The 24,641-nt window shown below is 63.4% G+C and carries 22 protein-coding genes; 13 read left to right on the top strand and 9 right to left on the bottom strand.

Translation table 11 applies throughout. The features are described 5' to 3' along the window. Positions 1-84 precede the first annotated feature (84 nt). The 6 genes from EWH12_RS06530 to typA all read right to left on the bottom strand — a co-directional run bounded on the left by EWH12_RS06530 (position 85) and on the right by typA (position 4,125). Positions 85-486: an ArsR family transcriptional regulator gene (locus tag EWH12_RS06530; RefSeq protein ID WP_129926070.1), complete on the bottom strand. Its 402-nt coding sequence runs from the start codon at positions 484-486 to the stop codon at positions 85-87. Further along, on the bottom strand, positions 464-883 hold the full coding sequence (locus EWH12_RS06525) for a hypothetical protein (protein ID WP_129926069.1): 420 nt from the start codon (positions 881-883) through the stop codon (positions 464-466). The genes EWH12_RS06530 and EWH12_RS06525 overlap by 23 nt, the downstream gene beginning before the upstream one ends. A 61-nt stretch (positions 884-944) precedes the next feature. Then, complete coding sequence (locus EWH12_RS06520; RefSeq protein WP_129926068.1) at positions 945-1,289, bottom strand: hypothetical protein; 345 nt, start codon at positions 1,287-1,289, stop codon at positions 945-947. Positions 1,290-1,359: 70 nt separating this feature from the next. Beyond that, positions 1,360-1,851, bottom strand: a complete 492-nt coding sequence (locus EWH12_RS06515) for a helix-turn-helix domain-containing protein (RefSeq protein ID WP_066605856.1) — start codon at positions 1,849-1,851, stop codon at positions 1,360-1,362. 178 nt (positions 1,852-2,029) lie between these two features. Further along, on the bottom strand, positions 2,030-2,200 hold the full coding sequence (locus tag EWH12_RS22185; protein WP_165363575.1) for a hypothetical protein: 171 nt from the start codon (positions 2,198-2,200) through the stop codon (positions 2,030-2,032). Between the two features lie 104 nt (positions 2,201-2,304). Beyond that, on the bottom strand, positions 2,305-4,125 hold the full coding sequence (gene typA / locus EWH12_RS06510; RefSeq protein ID WP_066605859.1) for a translational GTPase TypA: 1,821 nt from the start codon (positions 4,123-4,125) through the stop codon (positions 2,305-2,307). A 264-nt stretch (positions 4,126-4,389) separates the two neighbouring features. On the opposite strand from typA, the gene EWH12_RS06505 reads away from it, so the two are divergent. From EWH12_RS06505 to EWH12_RS06490, 5 genes are all read left to right on the top strand, one after another. Then, positions 4,390-5,940, top strand: a complete 1,551-nt coding sequence (locus EWH12_RS06505) for a S10 family peptidase (RefSeq protein WP_129926067.1) — start codon at positions 4,390-4,392, stop codon at positions 5,938-5,940. Positions 5,941-6,035: 95 nt separating this feature from the next. Beyond that, complete coding sequence (locus EWH12_RS06500) at positions 6,036-7,253, top strand: toxic anion resistance protein (protein ID WP_129926066.1); 1,218 nt, start codon at positions 6,036-6,038, stop codon at positions 7,251-7,253. A gap of 34 nt (positions 7,254-7,287) precedes the next feature. Beyond that, positions 7,288-7,998, top strand: coding sequence for a hypothetical protein (locus EWH12_RS06495; RefSeq protein ID WP_129926065.1), 711 nt, complete (start codon positions 7,288-7,290; stop codon positions 7,996-7,998). Between the two features lie 18 nt (positions 7,999-8,016). Next, positions 8,017-8,169: a hypothetical protein gene (locus EWH12_RS22180; RefSeq protein ID WP_165363574.1), complete on the top strand. Its 153-nt coding sequence runs from the start codon at positions 8,017-8,019 to the stop codon at positions 8,167-8,169. 108 nt (positions 8,170-8,277) lie between these two features. Then, complete coding sequence (locus EWH12_RS06490; RefSeq protein ID WP_066605870.1) at positions 8,278-8,529, top strand: hypothetical protein; 252 nt, start codon at positions 8,278-8,280, stop codon at positions 8,527-8,529. Positions 8,530-8,770: 241 nt separating this feature from the next. On the opposite strand, the gene EWH12_RS06485 is transcribed toward EWH12_RS06490, so the two are convergent. Further along, positions 8,771-9,628, bottom strand: a complete 858-nt coding sequence (locus tag EWH12_RS06485) for an SMP-30/gluconolactonase/LRE family protein (protein ID WP_066605873.1) — start codon at positions 9,626-9,628, stop codon at positions 8,771-8,773. Further along, positions 9,628-10,788, bottom strand: coding sequence for an aldose epimerase family protein (locus EWH12_RS06480; protein WP_129926064.1), 1,161 nt, complete (start codon positions 10,786-10,788; stop codon positions 9,628-9,630). The genes EWH12_RS06485 and EWH12_RS06480 overlap by 1 nt, the downstream gene beginning before the upstream one ends. 122 nt (positions 10,789-10,910) lie before the next feature. Here EWH12_RS06480 and EWH12_RS06475 point away from each other — a divergent pair, with 122 nt between their 5' ends. After that, positions 10,911-12,218, top strand: coding sequence for a sugar MFS transporter (locus EWH12_RS06475; protein WP_129926063.1), 1,308 nt, complete (start codon positions 10,911-10,913; stop codon positions 12,216-12,218). An 86-nt stretch (positions 12,219-12,304) separates the two neighbouring features. Here EWH12_RS06475 and EWH12_RS06470 read toward each other — a convergent pair whose 3' ends face one another. After that, the gene (locus EWH12_RS06470) at positions 12,305-13,069 is read right to left on the bottom strand and encodes a FadR/GntR family transcriptional regulator (RefSeq protein WP_207212368.1); all 765 of its coding nucleotides are present in this window, start codon (positions 13,067-13,069) and stop codon (positions 12,305-12,307) included. A 202-nt stretch (positions 13,070-13,271) separates the two neighbouring features. On the opposite strand from EWH12_RS06470, the gene araD1 reads away from it, so the two are divergent. From araD1 to EWH12_RS06435, 7 genes are all read left to right on the top strand, one after another. Beyond that, a complete protein-coding gene (gene araD1, locus EWH12_RS06465) occupies positions 13,272-14,264 on the top strand; it encodes an AraD1 family protein (RefSeq protein WP_129926062.1) in 993 nt (330 codons plus the stop codon). A gap of 5 nt (positions 14,265-14,269) precedes the next feature. After that, positions 14,270-15,196, top strand: coding sequence for a Gfo/Idh/MocA family protein (locus EWH12_RS06460; RefSeq protein WP_129926061.1), 927 nt, complete (start codon positions 14,270-14,272; stop codon positions 15,194-15,196). Between the two features lie 21 nt (positions 15,197-15,217). Next, the gene (locus EWH12_RS06455) at positions 15,218-16,786 is read left to right on the top strand and encodes an alpha-N-arabinofuranosidase (RefSeq protein ID WP_129926060.1); all 1,569 of its coding nucleotides are present in this window, start codon (positions 15,218-15,220) and stop codon (positions 16,784-16,786) included. 77 nt (positions 16,787-16,863) lie between these two features. Next, complete coding sequence (locus tag EWH12_RS06450) at positions 16,864-17,895, top strand: arabinan endo-1,5-alpha-L-arabinosidase (RefSeq protein WP_129926059.1); 1,032 nt, start codon at positions 16,864-16,866, stop codon at positions 17,893-17,895. Positions 17,896-17,931: 36 nt separating this feature from the next. After that, the gene (locus tag EWH12_RS06445; protein ID WP_129926058.1) at positions 17,932-19,359 is read left to right on the top strand and encodes a glycoside hydrolase family 43 protein; all 1,428 of its coding nucleotides are present in this window, start codon (positions 17,932-17,934) and stop codon (positions 19,357-19,359) included. Between the two features lie 248 nt (positions 19,360-19,607). Beyond that, positions 19,608-22,436 carry a TonB-dependent receptor gene (locus EWH12_RS06440; RefSeq protein ID WP_129926057.1) on the top strand — a complete coding sequence of 943 codons (2,829 nt, stop codon included), beginning with the start codon at positions 19,608-19,610 and terminating at the stop codon, positions 22,434-22,436. A gap of 116 nt (positions 22,437-22,552) precedes the next feature. Next, positions 22,553-24,577: an MGH1-like glycoside hydrolase domain-containing protein gene (locus EWH12_RS06435; protein ID WP_129926056.1), complete on the top strand. Its 2,025-nt coding sequence runs from the start codon at positions 22,553-22,555 to the stop codon at positions 24,575-24,577. Positions 24,578-24,641: the final 64 nt, after the last annotated feature.

Below are 24,641 nucleotides of genomic sequence, written 5' to 3'. Positions count from 1 at the left end.
TGGCAGCGCCGCCCGCCAAAAGCTGATCGAGAAGCTCATTCGGTATGGCAGGCTCTTTGCGTCGTGACATAGTGGGACTCCTTGTTACCCATTATGCCCGGCCACACACGGAAATCCTGACAGTCCCAGCAGGCCGCGCCGTTCCATCACACCGACCTGACCGACGACGACGCTGAGCGACAGGCGCAGCGTTTCGCTCATCTGCTCCAGCGTCAGCCCGCCGCCTTCTAGTTCCGCCTGATAAAGCAGCAGCAATATGTCCCAGGCCGGATCGGCGAACAGGTCATGCCCAAATAGCATCGACCGCATCCGCCGCGTTTCGACATAGCGAGCCAGCGCGGGGCGTTGGTCGCTCCCCTCGCCGTCCAGTATCGCGGGCTCTTCCTGCCGCGCGTGAAAATTGGTCAGGCATCGTTGCAGCGCGACCACCAGGTCGACCGCTTCCTGGCTGGGCATGTGGCGGTCAGGCGGGATATGCACGGTCATGCGACGCCTTCCGGTCGAGTTCGATGCCGATGATGGCGAACAGCATCAGCGGGATCACCCAGACCGTGCTGAGGCCCGCATAGATCATGTCCGGGAAATCGGGGCGCAACAGGGTGACAACATGGGTCAGCACCGTCATCAATTGGCAGGCAGCGACCCAGATCGGCCAATAGCGGTTGCTGCCCAGCATCAGCCATAGCAGCGCCGCAAAGGTCGCCATATCCACGATCAGAAGCCAATATTGAGTGGCGTGCCATGAGCCGGCGAGTTGCGCAGGGATGCTGAGCAGCGCGGCCGTGACCGAAATCACGACCAGCAGTCGCCCTTCGCGCCCGCCGAAACAGACGGCGAAGGCGCAGGTCATCAGCATCAAGAGCCAGAAGAAAGCCGCCAGCATCTGCATTTCCGATTGAGAGGGAGGGCAATGGTCATGCGGATGCCGACGGCTTTCGCCCTGATCAGGCGACCAGGGTCAGGTGACGCGCGGTTTCGCGCTGTTCGAGCTCCAGGCCGATGGGGCAGCCAAAGGCCGTCACTTCGTGCTGGCTGCGTTCGACGCAGCGGGTCAGCAGCGCGGTGGCGCGGACCATGTCGCTGCGGCCTTCGATGATCTTGGTCGCGCTGTCGTGGATCTGCTTGAGGATGCGCTGGCTCTCGCTGGCGGTCAGCCCCGATCCCTGCGACGCGGTGAGGAAGGCGGTGGTCAACTGCGCGGCATCGACCAGCGCATTATCCAGCGCGGCAAAAGCCTGGCGGGTCTGATCGGCGACGGCCTGGGTCTTGATGGAATCGAGGTTGAGCACAAGTCATCTCCTTCGCACGACACCCTTTTCACAGAGCGGTACGTCTTTCAGCATGGCGATTTGGGACAGATCAGCCCAGGACCGTAAAGGCCCCGCGAATGAGCAGCAGCAAAGCGACGACACCGACTCCGGTCAGCACAGCGGCCCGGATCATCGCCAATATGCGGCCATCGATACTCAGTTCATTGGTCGATCCCCCTAGCGGCGGGCCGAAGGCGAGGATGCGGCGCAGAAGCGTTTTGTGCTTCGTCTGCTCATCCAGCCTGTCCGGCTGAGCAAGGGATGACCCAGGTTCGGGATCGGAGGCAAGCCGCTCCGATTGATATATCAGGGGCTGATATGTGTCACTTTGGGGCGATAGTTGCTCAACCGAAATAAACAGGCGAGCGGCTTCCTTGCGCGAAGGCACGCCGAACTTGCGCAGGCTGGTGCGCACGCGCTGATCAACCGTATGCTCCGACACATGCAGTTGGCGCGCGATTTCCTTGGAATTGAAGCCCTGCGCCACCAGACGCAGACACTGCTTTTCCCCCTCGCTCAAGGCCGGAAGGGTTTCCGCCACTTCATCATTCCTCCTGCGTGAGCCGCCTGCCGGTTCAACGAACGACCGGACGGGAAGGCTCAGCCACCCACATCATCATTCACCATTTAAGGTTGCGATTCGGTTTGCACCGACCCCAAAGTGACACGATAGGACGCGAAGACGCAATGCGGATGGACGGTGACGGTCCGTCGCCGACTCAGGCGCCCGGTTTCGCGCCGCCCTGCTTGGCCTTATGCGCCGCGAGCAGCGCGTCGATTTCGACGATGCGCTGGCGCTGTGCCGTGTCCTTGGCCAGTCCTTTCAGGCGACATTCGGCCCAGAGAGCCCGGCGCTCTGATGTCAGCGCCTTGAGATAGAGGTCGGCCATATGCAGACTCCTGTAAATTGATTGGGGGGCGGTGCGTTGCCGCCCGCCCCCTCCGCCGGGCCTTCGGCCCGCCACCTCCCCGTGCCGGGAAGGAACTGGATGACTTACGCCGCTTTGGAACGGCTCATGCGCTTGCGCTCGTTCGGGTCGAGGTAGCGCTTGCGCAGACGGATGGTCTTGGGCGTCACTTCGACCAGTTCATCATCGTCGATATAGGCGATCGCCTGCTCCAGCGTCAGCTTCCAGGGCGGAGTCAGGCGGACGGCGTCGTCCTTGCCCGATGCGCGGAAGTTGGTGAGCGCCTTGCTCTTCATCGGGTTGACTTCCAGATCGTCCGGCTTGGCGTTCTGGCCGATGATCATGCCTTCATAGAGCGCTTCGCCAACGCCGACCATCAGGATGCCGCGTTCTTCGAGCGGACCCAGCGCATAGGCATTGGCTTCGCCCGCGCCGTTGGAGATGAGGACGCCATTCTTGCGGCCTTCGATATTGCCCTTGTGCGGGCCGTACTTCTCGAACAGGCGGTTCATGATGCCGGTGCCGCGCGTGTCGGACAGGAATTCGCCATGATAGCCGATCAGGCCGCGCGACGGCGCGGAGAAGGTGATGCGGGTCTTGCCGCCGCCCGAAGGACGCATGTCGGTCATCTCGGCCTTGCGGATGTTCATCTTCTCGACGACCGTGCCGGAAAATTCATCGTCCACGTCGATCATGACGGTTTCATAGGGCTCGGTCTTGCCGCCATTCTCGTCCTCGCCGAACAGCACGCGCGGGCGGCTGATGGAGAGTTCGAAGCCTTCGCGGCGCATGGTTTCGATCAGCACGCCCAACTGGAGTTCGCCACGGCCGGCGACTTCGAAACTGTCCTTGTCGGCGCTTTCCGTAACCTTCACGGCGACGTTCGATTCAGCTTCGCGGGCCAGACGATCGCGGATCATGCGACTCGTCACCTTCGTGCCTTCGCGGCCGGCCATGGGCGAATCGTTCACGGCAAAGCGCATCGACAGCGTCGGCGGATCGATCGGCTGGGCCTGGATCGGTTCGGTCACCGACGTGTCGGCGATCGTGTTGGCGACGGTCGCGACGGCCAGGCCCGCGAGCGAGATGATGTCGCCCGCCTTGGCTTCTTCGACAGGCACGCGGTCCAGGCCATGAAAGGCCATGATCTTGGATGCACGGCCGGTTTCGATCACCTTGCCGTCCATGTCGAGCGCATGGATCGCCTGGTTCACCTTCACCGAACCGCTGGTCACGCGGCCGGTCAGGATGCGACCCAGGAAATTGTCACGGTCAAGCAACGTCACCAGGAAGGTGAAGGGCACGCCTTCGACTTCCACGGCGGGCGCGGGAACGTGATCGACGATCTTCTGGAACAGCGGCTTGAGCGTGCCCGCGCGCAGCGTGGGATCTTCATTCGCATAGCCGTTGCGGCCCGATGCGTAGAGGACGGGGAAGTCGAGTTGCTCGTCGGTCGCGTCGAGCGACACGAACAGGTCGAACACTTCGTCCAGCACTTCCTGGATACGCTCGTCGGGACGGTCGACTTTATTGACGACTACGATGGGCTTGAGGCCCAGCGCCAGCGCCTTGCCGGTCACGAACTTCGTCTGCGGCATCGCGCCTTCCGACGAATCGACCAGCAGGACGACGCCGTCGACCATCGAGAGGATACGCTCGACTTCACCGCCGAAGTCGGCGTGGCCGGGCGTATCGACGATGTTGATGCGGGTGCCCTCCCACTCGACCGAGGTGGGCTTCGCCAGGATGGTGATGCCGCGCTCTTTTTCAAGGTCGTTGCTGTCCATCGCGCGCTCTTCGACGCGCTGATTGTCGCGAAAGGTGCCGGACTGGCGGAAAAGCTGATCGACGAGGGTGGTTTTGCCGTGATCGACGTGCGCGATGATCGCGATATTACGCAGGGACATGTCTTGCCTTCGGGATATGGGTTCGTCCACGCCGACACAAGGTCACGCAGAGGCTTCGGGCGCGCCCCTACAGGAAATGACGCGATGCGGCAAGGGCGGCCGGAACATCGGTCGGTAGACAAGGATAGCACGCGACCGAAGCGGCGGTGAACGCCGCTTGCCCTGCTTTACATCAATGCAATATCCCCTTGCCCCTCGCGCCGACATTCCTATGGTGCCGCGCGTCGCCAATAATATAGCCTGTCGCCAAGGAGCTTACCCCTCATGCGGTCTGCCGCCACCGTCGCTTTCGCTTCGCTCATTGCTCTCGCCTCTCCCGCCTTCGCGCAGAAGGATGCGCCCGACGCCGCGAAGCAACATGCCGACAAGGTCGCCGAAGATGTCGCAGCCAACTGGGCCAGCGCCCCGGTCGAGGAAGTGACGCAGAGCAGCAAGGGCACGGCCCGCGTCGATGGGAAGGCCATCCCCTATACCCAGACCGCCGGCACGCTCACCATCCGCGATGAAAAGGGCAAACCGGTCGCGAGCATGTTCTACACTGCCTATACGGCGACGGGTAAGAACCGTCCCGTCACCTTCTTCTATAATGGCGGCCCCGGTTCGTCGTCGCTCTCGCTGCGCATGGGCAGCTTCGCGCCCGAACATGTGCGCACCGGCAATCCCGAAGCGGTCAAGCCCGCCCCCTTCGATGTCGGCCCGAACAATGACAGTCTGATCGGCAGCACCGACATGGTGTTCCTAGACACGATCGGGTCGGGCTATTCGCGCATATTGGGCGATGCCAAGCCGTCCGATTTCTACAGCGTCGATGGCGATGTGGACGCCTTCGCCAAGGCGATCATCCGCTACACGACCAAGAATGGCCGCTGGGCGTCGCCCAAATATATTTTCGGCGAAAGCTATGGCACGACCCGGTCCGGGGCGCTCGCCTATCAACTGGAGGATCGTGGCCTGGCGCTGAACGGCGTCGTGCTGCTGTCGTCGATCATGAATTATGGCGTGCGCCAGTCGGGCTTCGACACGATCCATATCGGCTATATCCCCAGCTATGCCGCGACCGCCTGGTATCATAACCGCGTGCCGGGCGGCCGTCCCGAAAGCCTGGAGGCGTTCGTCGAGGAATCGCGCGTCTTCGCCAACGGCCCCTATGCTACCGCGCTGCTCAAAGGGTCCGACATCACCCCTCAGGAAACCGACGCGATCGCCCAGCAACTCAGCCGCTTCACCGGCCTGTCGGTCGATTATCTCAAGCGCGCCAATCTGCGCGTCAGCCTCAGCCGCTTCCGCAAGGAATTGCTGCGCGACGGGCATGAGACGATCGGCCGCTTCGACAGCCGCTACAAGGGGATCGACGCCGACGCGGCGGGCGAGGAACCGGAATTTGATCCGTCCAGCACCGGCATTACCGGCCTTTATGTCGGCAGTTTCCTGGATCAGGTGACGCGCCAGATCGGCTATAAGACCGACCTCAACTATCGCCTGAGCGCGCGCGAAGGCGGCGACTTCAAATGGGACTGGAGCCATACGCCCCCCGAAGGCGGCAAGCAGAATGTCGCGGACGTGACCGCCGACCTTTCCGCCGCGATGCGCACCAACCCGCATCTGCGCGTGCTGTCCCTGAACGGCTGGTACGATATGGCGACGCCCTTCTTCTCGACCGAGCGCGACCTCAAACACATGATGCTGGAGCCGGCGCTGCGCCAGAACCTCCAGTTCAAATATTATCCGGCTGGCCATATGGTCTATCTGAACCCGGAGGCGCTGCACCAGATGCGGCTCGACATGGAGCGCTATTACGCGCAAGGCGCGCGCTGATTGCATCGGGCGCGGGACCGGGCCATATTCGCCATTGAACCGCCACTGTTATAGTCACATATGACAGCTGGTTCGCAATGCCGTTGGGAGACGATATGGCCACGACCGCGCCCACCACGACCGTTACCGCTGACGCGCTCAACCTGACCCCGCCCGATCCGGTGCCGGTGGTCGCGCCCGAAAAGGCGTCCGGCCTCGTACCTATCGAGGATGAGAAAAAGTCGAAGCTGGACGAGAAGGTCGACGCCTTCGTTGCGGACCTCGTTGCGCAGGACGCCAATTCGCCCGAATTCGGCGCGCGGATCGACCAGTTGACCAATATGGGCCGCAAGGAAATCGCCGAGGCCGCGGGCCATTCCAACCGCTTCCTCGATCGCCCCGTGCGCGCCATGGACAGCGATACGAAGGTCGGCGCGGACCTGGCCGAACTGCGCCGCACGGTAGAGGATCTCGATCCGGGCAAGCGCGGCAATCTGCTGGCGCCCAAGAAGCTGTTCGGGATCATTCCGTTCGGCAACAAGATGCGCGACTATTTCGACGGCTACAAGAGCGCGCAGGGCCATATCAATGCGATCCTGGGGTCGCTGGCCAGCGGTAAGGATGTCCTCATCAAGGACAATGCCGCGATCGACGTGGAACGCCAGAATATGTGGCAGACCATGGGCCGGTTGGAGCAGATGATCCATATCAGCAAGACGATGGATGCGCGGCTGGAAGCCAAGGCGCTGGAACTGGATTCGACCGACCCGACCAAGGCCAAGGCGATCCGCGAAAGTGCGCTCTTCTATATCCGCCAGCGCACGCAGGATCTGCTGACGCAGATGGCGGTGACGGTGCAGGGCTATCTGGCGCTGGATCTGGTCAAGAAGAATAATGTCGAACTGGTCAAGGGCGTCGATCGCGCCAGCACCACGACCGTCGCGGCGCTGCGCACGGCGGTGACGGTGGCGCAGGCGCTGGCCGGGCAAAGGCTGGTGCTGGAACAGATCAGCGCGCTCAACACCACGACCGCCAACATGATCGATCGCACCGGCGAATTGCTGAAAAGCCAGACCGCGCAGATCCACGAACAGGCCGCCAGCAGCACGATCCCGATCGAGACGCTCCAGCGCGCCTTCCAGAATATCTACGACACGATGGACAATATCGACGCCTTCAAGCTGAAGGCGCTGGAGAATATGAAGACGACGGTGAACACCCTGTCGGGCGAAGTGGAAAAGTCCAAAGGCTATATCGCCCGCGCGGAAGGCCAGGCCCAGGCCGCCAAGGAAGTCCGCGCCGACAATCCGCTGCTGAGCGCGATCGAGGGATGAAAGACATGCTCCCCCTCTTCCCGGAGAGAAGCTTGTGAGCCGATCCGACCGCGTCCTGGCCGATGCCGAAGCCGTGCTGCGCCGCCATAGCGCGCGCGGGCAGAGCCTGTCCGCCCGCGCGCGGCAGCGGCGCAATGCCGGGCTGATGCGCAAGGTCAAATATGCCTTCTGGGCGGTGCTGGCGATCCTGCTGGCCAGCGCGGTGGCCGGGTTCATCCTGCCGCTGGGCACCACCGGCGTCATGATCGCGCTGGGCGTGATGATTGCTGCGCTGCTGCTGATCGCGCTTATGCCGACGAAAAGCCGGGTGAAGACGGAGGCGCTGGCCGCGACCGAACTGACCGCCCTGCCGCTCAAGACCGAAATCTGGCTGGAAAACCAGCGCAAGGCCCTGCCCTCCCCCGCCATCACCCTGGTCGACAGCATCGGCGTGAAGCTGGAGATATTGGCGCCGCAACTGGAGCGGTTGAACGATCAGGAACCGGCCGCGCAGGAGATTCGCCGCCTGCTGGCCGATCATCTGCCCGAACTGGTCACTGGCTATCAATCTATCCCCCAGCCGCTGCGGCGTGAAGAGCGGAACGGTCGCGTGCCGGAAAAGCAACTGGTCGACGGGCTATCCGTGATCGACGCCGAAATCGGCCGGATGAGCGAGACATTGGCCAGCGGCGATCTCGACAAGTTGGCGACGCAGAACCGTTTTCTTGAACTCAAATATCAGGAAGCCAAGGAATTGGGGCAATAGCTCCCTCTTGTCCCTGACATGATCCATCTCACGCTCATCATCGTCGATTTCCTGACGGGCCTGCTGGCGGCCGGCGCCTGGGCGCTGGCGTCGGCGGGCGGCGCGATCGCGGCGGTGGTGGGCGGCGGCGTACTGGGCGTGTCGCTGTTCCGGCGGTGGCGGCGGAAATAGCCGTCCATTTCTACGCTATTTCTACGCCGCCCGGCTTTTCCCGCTCTCGAAACCCCCTACGTCGACCGATAGATAACGCGCCTTCCCGATGACGGAGGCGCACGGCTCATGGTCAATTGGCATCCCCGCCCCGCCGCGCAGATCGGCCTGCGGTTGCTGGGCCTCGCGCTGATCGCCAGCCTCGCGCCGCAGGGCGCGGAACTGCGCGCGCTCGTCCGTCAGTCCAGTGCGATCACGCCGACGCAGTTGCTGCTGGCTGCCGCTTGTTTCCTTAGCGCCAGCTTGGGCGTGGCGCTATCGCTGCTGGGTCCGGACCTATGGAAGCCGATCGGCGTCGCGTCCCGATGGCATGGCCATTGACCGATATGCGAACGATGGGAAGCAGAGGGGGAAATCGCCCCGGACGGCCAATGATGCGTGCAGTTCATCAAGAGGCCGTCCGGGATCGCAGCGTCGCCCGACTTTGGAGAGGCCATGACAACGCTGTCCTGGCGCTCTAGAGGATAAGCGCGCGCGACGCAACCGACTTTGATCGGTAAAAACGGAAAAGGCGCGGCCATCATCTGACGGCCACGCCCCACTCAGCGCCAATGGGCCATAATCAACCTGCGTACAGGTTGGTCGGCAGGCCGCGCGCACCGCTCTCCACCTCGAAGAACCCGCCATCATATTCGGTCGGATCGTCCAGCCCCACGGTCGCCGAGCTGACGAACATGCGGTCGAGATTTGGCCCGGCGAAAGTGATGTTGGTCACCTGCCGCGCCGGCAGGGCGATGGCGCGGTCCAGCCTGCCTTCGGGCGTGAAACGGCTGATTCGGCTACCGCCCCAATGGGCGACCCAGATATGGCCGTCCGCATCCACGGTCATGCCGTCGGGATAGCCATCCGCATCGCCGAACCGGATGAAAGGTTCCCGCCCGGTCGCGCCATGCTCGGTCCGGCGAAAGCGGTACATCTGCTGCTTGGCCGTATCGCTATGATAGAGCCATGTCCCGCAGGGCGAGAAAGCGGGGCCATTGGGCACGCGATAGTCGCTGTCCACCACAGTCCAGCTACGATCCGGCGCGAGCCGGTAGAGCGCGCCACGGTCATGCGCCTCCGCCATCTCCATCGTGCCGCACCAGATATGGCCCTGCGCATCCGCTTTGCCGTCATTCATCCGGTTGCCGGGGAAATGCGGTTCCGGGTCGCCGAACGGCGTGACGGCCAGCGGATCGAGGCTGATTTCGGCAAAGCCGCTTTGGAAGCCGCCGATGAAGCCGCCAGCCTCCCGCTCCGCCACCCAGCCCAGCGGTTCGGGCATGGCGAACCGATCGACCGCGCCGCTCTCCAGCGACAAGCGGTTGAGCGCTGGCGCGAGGATATCGACCCAGTAGACGGCGTTATCGCGCGCCGACCAGAGCGTCCCCTCCCCCAAACTGTCCGCGACGGCGCGGTCGATCAGCCGCCACTCCGGCATCAGCGCACCACCGACAGGCGATAGACCATCTCATGATGATAGGGCTTGCCGGGATCGACGCGCGCCGACACGAAACCGGGCTGGTTAGGCGCATCGGGGAATTTCTGCGGCTCCAGCGCGATGCCGTCGCCCATGCGATAGACATGGCTGCCCTTGCCGATGAGGGTGCCGTCCAGGAAATTGCCGGTATAGAATTGCACGCCCGGTTCGGTCGTCAGCACGTCCAGCACGCGACCCGACACAGGGTCCTCCAGCCGCGCGGCCAGTTCGGGCTTCTTCGTCAGCCCCTTGTCCAGCGCGAAATTATGGTCGTAGCCGCGACCGGCGATGATCTGCGCATCGCGACCGTCGCGCAGGCCGTCGGCGACGCGGCGGGGCGCACGGAAATCGAACACACCGCCTTCGACCGGCTTCAATGCGCCGGTGGGGATCAGGTTGGCGTCGACCGGCGTATAGGCCTTCGCCGGGATCGTCAGCATATGGCCCATCGCGCCGTCGGGCGACCCTTCGCCCTGAAGATTGAAGATGGCGTGGTTGGTCATGTTGACGATGGTGGGCTTGTCGGTCTTCGCGTCGAAGGCGATGCCGAGGTTGCCGCTTTCATCCAGCGTATAGGTGACGGTCACGTCCAGTTTGCCGGGATAGCCCGAATCGCCGTCCGGGCTGGTCAGGCCCAGCACCAGGCTGGCCTTGGGGCCGCTCTTGAGCGACACGACCTTCCACACCTGCTTGTCGAAGCCCTTGCCGCCGCCATGCAGCGTGTTGACCTTGTCGTTGAGCGGCAACTGATAGGCCTTGCCGTCGAGGCTGAATTTGCCGCCCGCGATACGGTTCGCATAGCGGCCGACGGTCACGCCGAAATAATTGGGGAAATCGACATAGCCCTTAAGGTCGTCATAGCCGAGCAGCACGTCGGCGATCTGACCATCCTTGCCGGGACCGGACAGCGACTGAAGCGTCGCGCCGTAGGTCAGGATCGTCGCGGAGACACCCGCGCCATTCTTCAGCGTGATCGCCTCGACCGCCGCGCCATTGGCGGTGCCAGCCGGCGCGCGGCTGGCGTCGGCCGCCATAGCCGTGCCGCTTGCGAGCGTGAGCGCCAGCGCATACAGACCGACAGCGGGTGACAACGCTGTTTTCAAATCGACGACCTTTCGCATGGACTTCCTCCCAGTAGCTGCGCCCATTGACGGGCGGTTGAGGGAGATATACTCCGACAAAATAAGCGGGCGCAACCCTTGATCGGGCGGCCCGCTGCTGGAACTGCAGTGGAGAAGGATGAATGGCAGGACCGATCTCATCAGGCGCGGGCGTAACCGCGACGCACAATCCCGGCACGCGCTACGGCCCGGCGCTGGCGTTGCTGGCCAGCCTCTTCTTCATGTGGGGCTTCATCACCGTCATCAACAACACGCTGCTGCCGCATCTGCGCAGCGTGTTCGAGCTGAGCTACACCCAGACGACCCTGATCGAATCGGTCTGGTTCATCGCCTATTTCGTGGCGTCGATCCCATCGGCCAAGCTGATCGAACGGGTCGGTTACCAGAAGTCGCTGGTCATCGGCCTGCTCATCATGGCGGCCGGCGCGCTGGGCATGACGGTCGCAGCGTCGATCCCCTCCTATGGCGTAACCCTGGTCATGCTGTTCGTCATCGCCAGCGGCATCACCCTGCTGCAGGTCGCGGCCAACCCCTATGTCGCGATCGTCGGCAAGCCCGAAACCGCCTCGTCGCGGCTCAATCTGGTGCAGGCGATGAACTCGGCCGGCACGATGCTGGCGCCGCTGTTCGGCGCCTATCTGATCCTGGGCCGGTCCAAGGGCGGCACGGCGCAGGGCGATGTCGTCCTGACCCAGGCCGAACGGCTGGCCGACGCCCAGTCCGTGATCCTGCCCTATGTGATCGTCGCGGCCGTGCTGGCGGTGCTGGCCATCGTCATCGCCCGCTTTCCCTTGCCCGCCATGGGCAATGCGACGCAGCGCCACAACAAGGAAGAGCGCAAGAAACATTCGCTCTGGAACCATCGCAACCTGGTGTTCGGCATCCCGGCGATCTTCATCTACCTGATCGCCGAAATCGGCGTCGCCAACCTGTTCGTCAACTTCGTCAGCCAGCCAGACATCGCCAACCTGACCCACGAGCAGGCGGGCCGTTATCTCACCTTCCTGTGGGGCGGCATGATGGTAGGCCGGTTCGCGGGGTCTGCGATCATGCAGAAGTTCGATGCGGGCCATGTCCTCGCCGCCTTCTCGATCGGCGCGTTCATCGTGATGCTGGTCACGGTCTTCACCACCGGCCCGGTCGCCATGTGGTCGCTGATCCTGGTCGGCCTGTTCCATTCGATCATGTTCCCGACCATCTTCACGCTCGGCATTAAAGGGCTTGGCCCGCTGACCGAAGAAGGTTCGGGCCTGCTCATCATGGCGATCGCCGGCGGCGCGCTGGTCGTGGTGCAGGGCTGGCTGGCGGACCATTACGGCCTGCAGACCAGCTTCCTGCTGACCGCGATCTGCGAACTCTACATCCTCTTCTATGCGCTCTGGGGGTCGAAGACGACCAATGCGCTGCCGGACCAGCAGGTCGAAGCATAACGGGCCGAGGGTCGCACTTCGGATGGCAAAAAGGGCCGGAGCGGCATATCCGCTCCGGCCTTTTTATTTTGGCAAACCTCTTTTTTTCATCGCTCCATCGCGCTCGCCGTATCCTCCAGCGCCAGATCGACCAGCACGCCCATCGCCTCCGCCGCGGCCGCGGGATCGCCCGCGGCGATCGCGTCATAGACGCGGACATGGTCGGGAATCGGGTTGCGCGGCAAAGCGCGGGCGCGCTGTTTATATTGCGTCGTCCAGTTCACCGCCGCGCCGATGCTGGCGGTCAGCACCAGCAGCGCGTCGTTGCGCGTCGCGTGCAGGATCGCATTGTGGAAATCGCGGTCAGCCGCCCGCCCCGCCTCGGTCGCCAGCGTGTGGCGGCGCATCGCGGCAAGCGCGTCCTTCATGATCCGCAGATCCTCCTTGTCACGGCGCTGCGCCGCCAGCCGCGCGGCGGCCGGCTCGACGATGGCGCGCAGTTCGAACAGGTCGCGCACGAACTGGATGTCCGGCTCGCCGGCAAAGGCCCAGGCCAGCACTTCGGGGTCGAGCAGGTTCCAGCGGTTGCGCGGCAGGACACGGGTGCCCGCCTTGGGCCTGCTTTCGACCAGCCCCTTGGCTGTCAGCACCTGGATCGCTTCGCGATAGGCGCTGCGCGACACTTCCAATTCTTCGGCGAAAGCAACTTCGCCCGACAGCACGTCGCCCGGCTGATATTGGCCGGACAAGATCGCCATGCCCAGCTTGTGCGCGATCGCGCCGTGCAACCGCCGCCCCGGACCCCGAACCGCTTTGGCTCCGCCGCTATTGTCCGTCTCATCGCTATGCAAAGACGGATTTTCCTTCACCATTTCCGCTCCTCTCGCCTTTCCCCAATCAGGCATATCCGTCCCTATAATACAAGCATTGCCATTACCATCATCCTGTAATATGTCGGAGTAATTAGCAGATTCACCGCCGCCGCATCGCCCAACCGGACGATGGTCGGGCGTGCGGCTGGACGCTTGTGGTTTGGATTGAGCGCCGTTTCCAGGCGCGCGGGAGGAGAGTTTCATGACATTGCGCCTGTTGCAGCACCGTTCGGACAGTGGCGAGCGGACGGTCATCGCCGCGCAGGGCGACGCCGCTTATGTCGTGCCGGGCTTCGCCACGATCCGCGCGCTGGCGCTCCATGCGATCGCGCAGAAGATCAGCCTCGCCGCCGCGGTCGCAGCCGCTGGCCAAGGCGATGCCGTGGATATCGCCGCCGAGTTCGAAGCCAACCGCCTGCTCGCCCCCATCGATCATGACGATGACGCGCATGTCCAGTTGACCGGCACCGGCCTCACTCATCTGGGTTCCGCCGAGGGTCGCGACAAGATGCACCGCGAAGCCGCTGCCGCCGAGAAGCAGACCGATTCGATGCGCATGTTCCTGGAAGGTCTGGAAGGCGGCAAGCCTGCCGCTGGCGAAACCGGCCAGCAGCCCGAATGGTTTTACAAGGGCGACGGGTCGCAACTGGTCGGCCCGACCGATCCGCTGACCATGCCCGCCTTCGCCCAGGATGGCGGCGAGGAGCCGGAAATCGCCGGCGTCTACATCATCGGCGAAGACGGCACGCCCTATCGCCTCGGCCTCGCGCTCGCCAACGAGTTCAGCGACCATGTGACCGAGCGGCACAATTATCTGTGGCTCGCCCACTCCAAGCTACGCCAGGCCGCACTCGGCCCGGAACTGCTGGTCGGCACGCCGCCCGATCATATCGAAGGGTCGAGCCGCATCCTGCGCGATGGCGAAGTGATCTGGGAAAAGCCGTTCCTGTCGGGCGAAGGCAATATGTCGCACAGTTTCGCCAATCTGGAACATCATCATTTCAAATATGACCTGTTCCGCCGCGCGGGCGACGTGCATGTCCATTTCTTCGGCACGGCCACCCTGTCCTTCAGCGACGGCATCGCACCGCAGGAAGGCGATGTATTCGAAATCCTCGCTGCCCCCTTCACCCTGCCGGTGCGCAATCCGCTACAACGCGCGCCAGCTGTCCAGGTCGCTGTCCAGGCGCTCTGACACAGATGGACCCGATCCGTATCGCGATCGTGGGCATAGGCAAGATCGCGCGCGATCAGCATGTACCCGCAATCCGGGGCAATAGCGCCTTTAGCCTGGCCGCGACCGTCAGCCCGCATGATGCCGGGCTGGACGGCGTGCCGCACCATGCCAGCCTGGACGATCTGCTCGCCCAGGGTCCGGCGGTGGACGCGATCGCCCTCTGCACCCCGCCCCAGGTCCGTTACGACCTGGCGGCGCAGGCGCTGACGAAGGGCGTCCACCTCTTCCTGGAAAAGCCGCCCAGCGCGACTCTGGCAGAGGTGGAGGCGCTCAAGGTCCAGGCCGACAAGGTCGGCGTCAGCCTGTTCGCCGCCTGGCACAGCCGCTTCGCCGCCGGGGTCGCCCCGGCACGCGCCTGGCTGGCCGAGCGCAAGATCGAGAAGGTATCGATCGTCTGGCGCGAGGATGTCTGCGTCTGGCATCCGGGCCAGGCCTGGATCTGGCAGCCCGGCGGCCTCGGCGTCTTCGATCCCGGCATCAACGCGCTGTCGATCGTCACCCATATCTTGCCGCGTCCCTTCTTCCTGAAGGACGCGACGCTGGTGCTGCCGGAAAATCGCGCCGCGCCGATCGCCGCGGACCTCAGCTTTCGCGATACCGCGGGCGCGGCGATCCATATGGATCTCGACTGGCGTCAGACCGGGCCGCAAAGCTGGGACATCATGGTCGAAACCGACGCCGGCACGCTGAAACTGGCGCAGGGCGGCGCGGTGCTGACCCTGCCCAGCGGCACCGAGCATGGCGAGGATGTCGAATATGCCGGTCTCTACGCCCGTTTCGCCACGCTGATCCGGGGCGGCCGGTCGGATGTCGACACCAGCCCGCTGCGGCTGGTCGCCGACGCCTTCCTGCGCGGCAAGCGCCAGACCACGCAAGCATTTCACGACTGATATCAACAGGAGAGGACGGACATGACAAAGACCCTGCGCCGCACCGCCAGCGCGCTGCTGTTCTGCGCCAGCGCCTTGGTTTGGCAGCCCGCCAGCGCCGACACCGGCGGCAAGCCCACGACCGCCACGATCGACGCCGCCAAGCCCGGCCCGGTCTATGACAGGCGCATCTTCACCCAGTTCGCCGAACATCTGGGCAACGGCATCTATGGTGGCCTGTGGGTCGGCAACGACAAGTCGATCCCCAACACCAACGGTTTCCGCAACGACGTGATTGCGGCGCTTAAGAATCTATCGGTTCCCGTCGTGCGCTGGCCCGGCGGCTGCTTCGCCGACGAATATCATTGGCGTGAAGGCATTGGCGGCAAAGCCAAGCGCCCGGTCAAGATCAACACCCATTGGGGCGGCGTGACCGAACCCAACATCGTGGGCACCCATGAATTTTTCGAACTGATCCGTCAGATCGGCGCGGAAGCCTATGTCGCGGGCAATGTCGGCAACGGCACGCCGCAGGAAATGGCCGAATGGGTCGAATATATGACCTCGCCCGCCGGCACGCTGGCCGACGAACGCGCCAGGAACGGCCATAAGGAACCCTGGGCCGTGCCCTATTTCGGCGTAGGCAACGAACTGTGGGGCTGCGGCGGCAACATGCGCGCCGAATATGCCGCCGACGTCACCCGTCGCTACGCCACCTTCATCAAGGCGCCGAGCGGCACCAAGATATTGAAGATCGCGGCGGGCGCCAATGTCGACGATTACAACTGGACCGAAGTGATGATGCGGGAAGCCGGCGCGCAGCTCGATGGCGTTTCGCTCCATTATTACACCCTGCCCCAGGGCGGCTGGCCACCCAAGGCCGATCCGGTCAATTTCGACGAGACCCTCTGGGCCGACACCCTGTCCAAAGCCGTGCACATGGATGAATTGATCACCAAGCACACCGCCATCATGGACAAGTATGACCCGGCCAAGCGCATCTTCCTAGCGGTGGACGAATGGGGCACTTGGTATGCGCAGGACCCCGGCACCCATCCCGGCTTCCTGCGCCAGCAGAACACGATGCGCGATGCGCTTGTCGCGTCGATCCATCTCGACATTTTCGCCAAACATGCCGAGCGGGTGAAGATGAGCGCGATCGCGCAGATGGTGAACGTCCTCCAGACGATGATCCTGACCGACGGCAAGAAGATGGTGCTCACCCCCACCTATCATGTCTTCGAAATGTACAAGCCGTGGCAGGACGCGACCGTGTTGCCGATCAGCATCGACACGCCCTGGTATAATAAGGACCAGTTCGTGATGCCGGCCGTCAGCGGCTCTGCGGTGCGGGGCAAGGATGGGAAGGTCCATGTCGGCCTGTCCAACCTTGATCCCAATCAGGCCAACATGGTCACGGTCAAGCTCGGCGGCCTGAATGCCGCCAGCGTCACCGGCCGTATCCTGACCGCCGGCGCAATGAACGCCCACAACACGTTCGATGCGCCCGAAACCGTCAAGCCCGTCGCCTTCACCGGCGCGCAAGTCAGCGGCGGCACGCTGACCGTGACGCTGCCGGCCAAATCGGTGGTGGTGCTGGAACTGCAATAACCTGTTTGGAGCGGGCGGCGGGTGGAATCATCGCCCGCTCCAATCCCCTGGATGCGATGATGAATGGAGAGGCCCGCATGAAGCGGCAGACGCTTGTGACATTGCTGGGCCTCGCCCTCCTGACCGGCCCCATCTGCGCGCAAGCGGCGGCGCAGCCCGCCGCGCCCACGCTGGGCAGCCGCCTGACTGGTGACCTCGTGCCCACCCATGATCCGGTCATCGCCCGCGAAGGCGATATCTATCATGTGTTCAGCACCGGCCATGGCAAACGGCTGATCGAGACGCGCACCTCGCCGGACCTGATCCACTGGACCGCGGGCGATCCGATCTTCACCGCGCTGCCTGCCTGGGCGAAGGAAGCGATCCCCGGCAGCGACGGCATGTGGGCGCCCGACATTTCCTATGTCAACGGCCGCTATCGGCTCTATTATTCCGTCTCGACCTTCGGTTCGAACCGCTCCGCCATCGGCCTCGCCACCAGCCCGACGCTGGACCCCAAGGCGAAAAATTACGGTTGGCGCGACGAGGGGCTGGTCGTCCTGTCCACCAAGGACGACGACTATAACGCCATCGATCCCAATTTCATCATCGACCGGGAGGGCCGCCACTGGCTGTCGCTCGGCAGCTTCTGGACCGGTATCAAGCTGTTCGCACTGGACCCGAAGACCGGCAAGCCTAAGGATGCGAAGGCCAAGCCGGTCAGTATCGCCCGCCGCCCCGCCCCCGCAGGCGGCCCTGCTCCGGTCGAAGCGCCGTTCATCATCGACCATGGCGGCTATTACTGGCTGATGGTCAGCTACGACTATTGCTGCAAGGGCGTGAACAGCACTTATTATACCGTTATGGGGCGATCGAAGGCGATCACCGGCCCCTATCTGGGCAAGGATGGCAGCCCCCTGATGGAAGGCGGCGGCACCATCTTCCTGCGTGCCGATCTGCAGGAACAGCAGCGATTCCGCGGTCCCGGCCATGCGGGCTGGCTCCACGACAAGGACGGCGAAGACTATGTCGTCTACCACGCCTATGACAAACAGGCGAACGGTGCCCCCACCCTGCGCATCGCCCCCGTCACCTGGGGTGCCGATGGCTGGCCGCAAGCCCACTATTAATCCATTAGTCCGACTAACACCTTCGGAGAGACACTGATGTCCCTAGCCCTATCCCGCCGCGGTTTCATCGGCACCGCCGCCGCCCTCTCCGCCGCGTCCGGCGTCGCCCGCGCCGCATCGCCCCCGGCGACCGCGCCCGGCCCGATCAACCCGCTCGTCAAGCAGCGCGCCGACGCCCAGGTGTTCCGGCACGACGACGGCTATTATTATCTTACCGGCTCCGTGCCCGAATATGACCGGCTGGTGCTACGCCGGTCAAAGACGATCGCTGGCCTGACCACCGCGACCGAGGCCGTGCTGTGGCGGCACGAGGCGAACGGACCGCGTTCCGGCTTCATCTGGGCGCCCGAACTGCACCAGATCGACGGCCGGTGGATCATGTATTTCGCCGCCGGCCCCAGCGGTGGTGGCGACGATGTGTTCCGCATCCGCACCTATGCCGTCATCTGCGACGGCGCCGATCCGATGACCGGCAAGTGGAGCCTGCTGGGCGAACTGGAAACGCCCTGGGACAGCTTCAACCTCGATTCGACCAGCTTCGTCCACAAGGGCGTGCGCTATTTCGCCTGGGCGCAGCGCGAGCCGGGAATCGAAACGAACAGCAACCTTTATATCGCCAAGCTGGAATCCCCGCTGAAGCTGGGCAGTCAGGTCACCCGCCTGACCGTGCCGACACTCGACTGGGAAATTCGCGGCTACAAGGTGGCCGAGGCCCCGGCCATCCTGCACCGCAACGGCCGCCTGTTCATGACCTATTCGGCCAGCGCCACCGATGCGCGCTATTGCCTGGGGATGCTGACGGCCGACGAAAATGCGGACCTGCTGGATGCCAAAAGCTGGGCCAAGTCGCCCCAGCCGGTCTTCGTCACCAACACGGCCACCAGCGTCTATGGCCCCGGCCACAACAGCTTCACCGTGGATGAACAGGGCCGCGACATCCTGGTCTATCATGGCCGCGATTATGAAGCGATCCAGGGCGATCCGCTGTTCAACCCGGACCGCCACACCCGTGTCCAGCGCCTTTACTACACCGCTGACGGCGCGCCCGATTTCGGCGTGCCGGTGGGCAATGGACCCCTGCCCGAACGCTTCATTTCGTCCACCGACCCGACGCGGCTGATGGCGCATGACGGCACGAAACTGATCGCGGGCAACCCGTCGCTGGCGCAAACCCAATTCCGCCAACTGCCCGGCCGCGCCGGCGCCCGCAGCATCATGCTATCCCCCATATTGATGCCCGATCATTATCTGGTCGCGGGCCAGGATGGATCGCTGACCCTGCAACCCGACAGCAAGAGCGGTGATTTCAATCTGCGCAGCCAGTTCGTCCGCTTCGACGAGAAGGCTCTCCACGCCGCTCGCTTCGTATCCATCGCGGTGCCGGGCAAGGCCATAGGCCTGTCCGAAGCCGGGTTGACGCTGGTCGCCAGCCGGGATTCGAGCGCTTGGTGGCATATCGACTGACAGCATAAGTCTGACTATTCAATGGCCCAAGGGCGCCCCGCGACAAGCGAGGCGCCCTTTTTCAATTCATACCCTTACGGAAACATACCGGAAAACCGCGCAACCCTGCTGTGCGGCAATAATATCACATCCCTGAAATTTCCCTGCAATGAACTGCAAAATTCCGCTTGCGATTCATTTGTCGGAGCAATAATTAGTCAGAGTAATTCATGCATGGCCGATGGCCAGCGCCAGGGGAGGATTTTGAAATGGCTATCAAGCCGATTGCACTGGGTTCCGCGTCCATGTTCGCGCTGATGCTGGCGGGCGCCGCCCACGCCCAGACCGCCCCAGCTTCCGTCGCGCCGCCGGCGGCCGATGACGAAGCCGCCGACATCGTCGTCACTGGCGTCCGCGCCTCGATCGTCGGCGCATTGAACGTCCGCAAAAATTCGACCCAGATCGTCGATTCGATCGTATCGGAAGACGTCGGCAAGCTGCCCGACAACAATGTCGTCGAAGCGCTCCAGCGCGTCACCGGCATTCAGGTCACCGATCGGGCGGGTGGCGAAGCCGCCACCATCTCTATCCGCGGCCTGACTGATCCGCTGACCACGCTCAACGGCCGCAACATCTTCACCGCCGCGGGCACGTCTTTCGCGTTGCAGGATATTTCCGCGAACCTCGTGAAGCAGGTCGACGTCTACAAGACCCGCTCGGCCGACCAACTGGAAAGCGGTCTCGCTGGTCAGATCGACGTCCAGACCCGTCGTCCGCTCGATTTCGAAGGCTTCACCATTTCGGGCCTGGCGCGCGGCATCTATTCGGAACTGGCGGATAAGGCGAATCCCAACGTGGCGCTGCTCGTCAGCAACCGCTGGGAAACCGGCATCGGCGACATCGGCTTCCTGGTCAACGCCAGCTATACCAAGGCCCAGTTCCGCAATCAGAATCTCCAGGCCGGCGCCATGGTGCCGTTCGCGACGGAAAATCCGACCGCCGGTTCGGGTCTTACGCCGCTGCAGCGCATCTTCCCCGGCGCCACGAACGAAAACTGGACGCCCGGCCTCGACGCGGGCCTACCGACCGCGCCGGGTTCGACATTGAACATCAATGGCGTCGACACGCCCTATTATCTGTCTCGTGACGCGATCATCGCGTCCGACGTCTATGGCAAGCGCGAGCGGCCCTCGATCAACGCCGCGCTCCAGTGGGCACCCAATGACAGTTCGGTCTATACCGCCGAAGTCTTCTACACCGGCTTCCGCGGAGAAAGCTTCAACAGCCTGCACTTCAGCTTCGCCGACTGGTGGGGCGACCTGCCCACGGACGTCGCCAACAGCTTTGAACTGTATGAAGGCACGAACATCATCAAGTCGCGCCAGATGGGTTCGGTCGCGGGCTTCAACAGTGGCGACATGGCGACCAACCGCACCGACAGCTATGTCTATGCTCTGAACGCCAAGTGGGACGTGGGCAGCAACGGCAAGATCGTGGCGGACGTCGCCTATCAGGACAGCAAGAACGAAACCTCTTTCTTCGCCATCCGCACCGATCGCGGCCCGCTCGACCTGAATGTCGATTTCAACGCCGGCGGCGGCCTGCCCGCCTACAGCTTCGGCAATCAGGAAGTGTTGACCGACGCCAGCAAGTGGACCGTGGGCAACCTGTTCGACAGCGGCACTAAAACGGCCGGCAGCGCGCTGACCATGATGCTGGACGGCGAATATAAGTGGGACGAAGGCTTCCTGCGCCGCATCAAGGCGGGCTTCCGCTACGACAACCGCGATGCCGACAGCTATGTCCGCGATCAGGGCGCCGGTGGCCTGGGCAGTACGCTAGACGCCTTCGGCGAAGGCAGCCCCTTCACCAATACCGGCTTCTTCGACGGCCGCGCCGATATCCCGACCAGTTGGGTGCTGGCGGACCCGCGCAGCATGAATAAGGACGCCGTGCGTCAGCTCTACCGTGCTGTCGCACCCGGCCTGCTGCTGTCGGACCAGTTGACCTTCGGCCGCGTGTTCAGCATCAACGAAAGCAATCTGGCCGCCTATATACTGGCCGATGGCGAGCTGGAAATCTTCGGCCGGCCGCTCCAGTTGCAGGGCGGCGTGCGCTTCGTCGCGATCGACACCCTCTACGACTATTTCGACCGCGGTAACAATTTCGCGCAGACCACCGTGTCGACCGGCTCGGAGAAATTCCTGCCGTCGTTTACCGCGCGCTACAATATCACCGACAATCTGCGCATCCGCTTCAACTATGGCGAAGTCCTGCGCCGTCCGGCCTTTGGCGACCTCAACCCGAACCTGTCGCTGACGGGCGATCTGTCGCGCATCGGATTCGGCACCGGCTCCGCGGGCAATGCCAACCTGCGGGCCACCCATTCGAAAAATATGGACCTGGCGATCGAATGGTATTTCGAACGCAACAGCGCCATCTACGCCACCGCCTTCCAGCGTAAGATCAACGGCTTGGTCGTACCGCTGACTGTGCGGGAGTTCGTCCCGAACAACTATCTGCCGCGCAATGAAACCTATACCGAATTTTTCAACATCACCCGTCCGGCCAACGCCTCCAACGGCACGCTGAAGGGCCTGGAACTGGGGCTGACCTACTTCCCGTCCTACCTGCCCCGTTTCTTGGATGGTCTGGGCTTTACCGGCAGCGCGACGATCCTGGATTCCGAACAGACCATTCCGGTCGTCAACAATGAAGGCGAAATTACGGGCACGACAAAGTCCGCCTTCTTCGGCGTGTCGAAACTGTCCTACAATGCCACGCTTGCTTACGACAAAGGCCCGGTCGGTGCTCGTCTGTCCTATATATGGCGCAAGGGTTTCCTTCAGGGCAACGCAGCCCGCGCTTTTGCGAACCCGATCGGCGTGTGGCGCGCCCCGGAAAAGAGCCTGGACTTCCAGCTTACCTTGAACCTGACCGAAGATATCGGCATCACTTTCGACGCCGTAAACATCACCAAGGCGAAGCAGCAGGATTATTACAAGTTCGGCGATGTCGGCAACCCGACCGAGTTCAACTCCAGCACGCTGCTGATCGACCGCACCTTCGCTCTGGGTGTCCGTTTCAAGTTCGACTAAGCGCCCCATGGGATGCGGCGTCTCCTCGCCGCGTCCCATGATTGGCGGCCGTATCGGGACTCTCTCCAGTCCCGATACGGCCGCCATATTTGTTTGTGGATGATAGGGAGGATGCGATGCGCGCCATGAAGATGCTGCTGCTGGCCGGGGCCGCGATCATCGGGAACGGCGCGGTGCCGCCGCAACCCGCGATGGACGTGGCCGCCATCACCGCCCAGCGCTTCGGCAATGACGCGCCCTGGTATCGGGACCGCATCCCCTTCTTCGAATCGGCTGACCCGGCGATCGACGCGGTCTATTATTATCGCTGGCAGGTCTTTCGCGCGCATCAGCGCGATCTGGGCGCAGACGGCTATATCACCACCGAATTTGCCGACGATGTCGATTGGCAACGCCATCCCTATGCCAGCCTGAACGACGCCAGCGGCTTCCATATCGGCGAAGGCCGCTGGCTGAACGACCGGCGCTTCGCCGACGATTATATCAATTTCATGTATCGCAGCGGCGGCAATGATCGCCACTTCACCGATCATATGGCCGACAGCGTCTGGGGCCGCTTCCTCGTAGACGGCGACCGCGCGGATGCGATCGAACATCTGCCCGTCATGAACCACATCTATCGCCTCTGGGACGACAAATACGACTTCGACAAGGGACTCTATTTCGTCGAACCGCTGCTCGATGCGACCGAATATACCGTCTCCTCGATCGACGCATCGGGCGGCAAGGACGGGTTCAGGGGCGGCGACGCCTTCCGCCCCTCGGTCAACAGCTATATGTTCGCAAACGCCCGCGCGCTCGCCAAAATGGCGACGATGGCGGGCAATACAGCCATGGCCGCCGACTATGCCGCCCGCGCCGACGCCCTGCAAAAGCGCGTGCTGGCCGACCTGTGGAGCGAAAAACTCGCCCATTTCATCGACCGCCACCAGTCGCGCAAGAATGAGCATGTCAACTACTGGCAACCGATCCGCAACCGCGAGCTGGTCGGCTATCTCCCCTGGATGTTCGACTTGGTGCCCGACAACGCGCACTATGCCGCCGCCTGGGCGCATCTGCTCGACCCCGCCTCGCTCGCCGGCAAGGCGGGGATGCGCACGGTAGAGGCCAGCTACGAATATTATATGCAGCAATATCGCTACCTGGGCGCCGCCCCGGAATGCCAATGGAACGGCCCGGTCTGGCCCTATCAGACCACGCAGATACTACACGGCATGGCCAACCTGCTGGACCATGCCAGGGCGACTGGCCCCATCACCCGCAGCGCCTATATGCGCCTGCTGCGCCAATATGCCGCGCTTCACTATCAGGGAAGCCGCCTCGACATCGAGGAGGATTACCACCCCGAAACCGGCAAGCCGATCGTCGGCCTCGACCGCAGCCACCATTATTTCCATTCCGGCTTCAATGACCTGATCCTGACTGGCCTGGTCGGCATCCGCCCCCGCGCCGACGATATGCTGGAGGTGAACCCGCTGCTGCCCGATGCGGCCGACAGTCAGGCCCTCGCCTGGTTCCGGGTGCAGGACGTGCCCTATCATGGCCACAAGATCGCGGTGACATGGGACGACAACGGCAGCCATTACAAACGTGGCAAGGGCCTGTCGATCGAAGTGGATGGCAAGGAAGTCGCCCGCCGCGACAGGCTGGGCCGCGTCGAAATCCCGGTCGCGCGCGCCGCCACCCCGGCCATCGCCCGCCCGATCAACCGCGCGGTGCAACTGGTGCGCGGCCAGTTCCCGATCGGGTCGGCCTCCAGCAACAGCGACGCCGAAAATATCCACGACGCGATCGACGGGCGGACATGGTTCTTCCCAGAACTGCCGAACGGCTGGTCGTCGGCGTCGTCCCCGGCCGCTCAATGGTATGCCATCGACCTGGGCAATCCGGTCGCCCTCGTCCGCGCCGAACTCGCTTTCTTCGCCGACGGGAAGGGTTTCGCGGTTCCCCAAAGCTACCGGCTCCAGGCCTGGGTCGATGGCGACTGGCGCGATATAGCAACGCCCAGGGGCAGCCCGGTCGCCAATGGCGTCACCGACGCCCGCTGGCCGCGGCTGCGCACCAGCAAGATCCGCCTTCTCTTTACACAGCCAAATGGCAAGGCGACCCGTCTGGCGGAATTTAAATTGTTTGAAGAGTAAAGGACGAAGCACCGGGCCAAACCCTCCATGGCCGGTCCATCTTCTCTGGTCAGCACAGGAAAGG

Origin of the sequence: Sphingobium cupriresistens (genome assembly GCF_004152865.1) — a bacterium.
Taxonomy (GTDB): Bacteria; Pseudomonadota; Alphaproteobacteria; order Sphingomonadales; family Sphingomonadaceae; genus Sphingobium; species Sphingobium cupriresistens.
This window is presented reverse-complemented; position numbering and strand designations above follow the sequence as displayed.

Excerpts from the sequence above, each read along its gene's own strand:
- EWH12_RS06480 (WP_129926064.1), bottom strand. The coding sequence starts at position 10,788 with ATGCGAAAGGTCGTCGATTTGAAAACAGCGTTGTCACCCGCTGTCGGT.
- EWH12_RS06475 (WP_129926063.1), top strand. The coding sequence starts at position 10,911 with ATGGCAGGACCGATCTCATCAGGCGCGGGCGTAACCGCGACGCACAAT.
- EWH12_RS06440 (WP_129926057.1), top strand. The coding sequence starts at position 19,608 with ATGGCTATCAAGCCGATTGCACTGGGTTCCGCGTCCATGTTCGCGCTG.
- EWH12_RS22185 (WP_165363575.1), bottom strand. The coding sequence starts at position 2,200 with ATGGCCGACCTCTATCTCAAGGCGCTGACATCAGAGCGCCGGGCTCTC.
- EWH12_RS06445 (WP_129926058.1), top strand. The coding sequence starts at position 17,932 with ATGTCCCTAGCCCTATCCCGCCGCGGTTTCATCGGCACCGCCGCCGCC.
- EWH12_RS06460 (WP_129926061.1), top strand. The coding sequence starts at position 14,270 with ATGGACCCGATCCGTATCGCGATCGTGGGCATAGGCAAGATCGCGCGC.
- EWH12_RS22180 (WP_165363574.1), top strand. The coding sequence starts at position 8,017 with ATGATCCATCTCACGCTCATCATCGTCGATTTCCTGACGGGCCTGCTG.
- EWH12_RS06485 (WP_066605873.1), bottom strand. The coding sequence starts at position 9,628 with ATGCCGGAGTGGCGGCTGATCGACCGCGCCGTCGCGGACAGTTTGGGG.
- araD1 (WP_129926062.1), top strand. The coding sequence starts at position 13,272 with ATGACATTGCGCCTGTTGCAGCACCGTTCGGACAGTGGCGAGCGGACG.
- EWH12_RS06505 (WP_129926067.1), top strand. The coding sequence starts at position 4,390 with ATGCGGTCTGCCGCCACCGTCGCTTTCGCTTCGCTCATTGCTCTCGCC.
- typA (WP_066605859.1), bottom strand. The coding sequence starts at position 4,125 with ATGTCCCTGCGTAATATCGCGATCATCGCGCACGTCGATCACGGCAAA.
- EWH12_RS06490 (WP_066605870.1), top strand. The coding sequence starts at position 8,278 with ATGGTCAATTGGCATCCCCGCCCCGCCGCGCAGATCGGCCTGCGGTTG.
- EWH12_RS06470 (WP_207212368.1), bottom strand. The coding sequence starts at position 13,069 with ATGGTGAAGGAAAATCCGTCTTTGCATAGCGATGAGACGGACAATAGC.
- EWH12_RS06525 (WP_129926069.1), bottom strand. The coding sequence starts at position 883 with ATGCTGGCGGCTTTCTTCTGGCTCTTGATGCTGATGACCTGCGCCTTC.
- EWH12_RS06450 (WP_129926059.1), top strand. The coding sequence starts at position 16,864 with ATGAAGCGGCAGACGCTTGTGACATTGCTGGGCCTCGCCCTCCTGACC.
- EWH12_RS06530 (WP_129926070.1), bottom strand. The coding sequence starts at position 486 with ATGACCGTGCATATCCCGCCTGACCGCCACATGCCCAGCCAGGAAGCG.
- EWH12_RS06455 (WP_129926060.1), top strand. The coding sequence starts at position 15,218 with ATGACAAAGACCCTGCGCCGCACCGCCAGCGCGCTGCTGTTCTGCGCC.
- EWH12_RS06500 (WP_129926066.1), top strand. The coding sequence starts at position 6,036 with ATGGCCACGACCGCGCCCACCACGACCGTTACCGCTGACGCGCTCAAC.
- EWH12_RS06435 (WP_129926056.1), top strand. The coding sequence starts at position 22,553 with ATGCGCGCCATGAAGATGCTGCTGCTGGCCGGGGCCGCGATCATCGGG.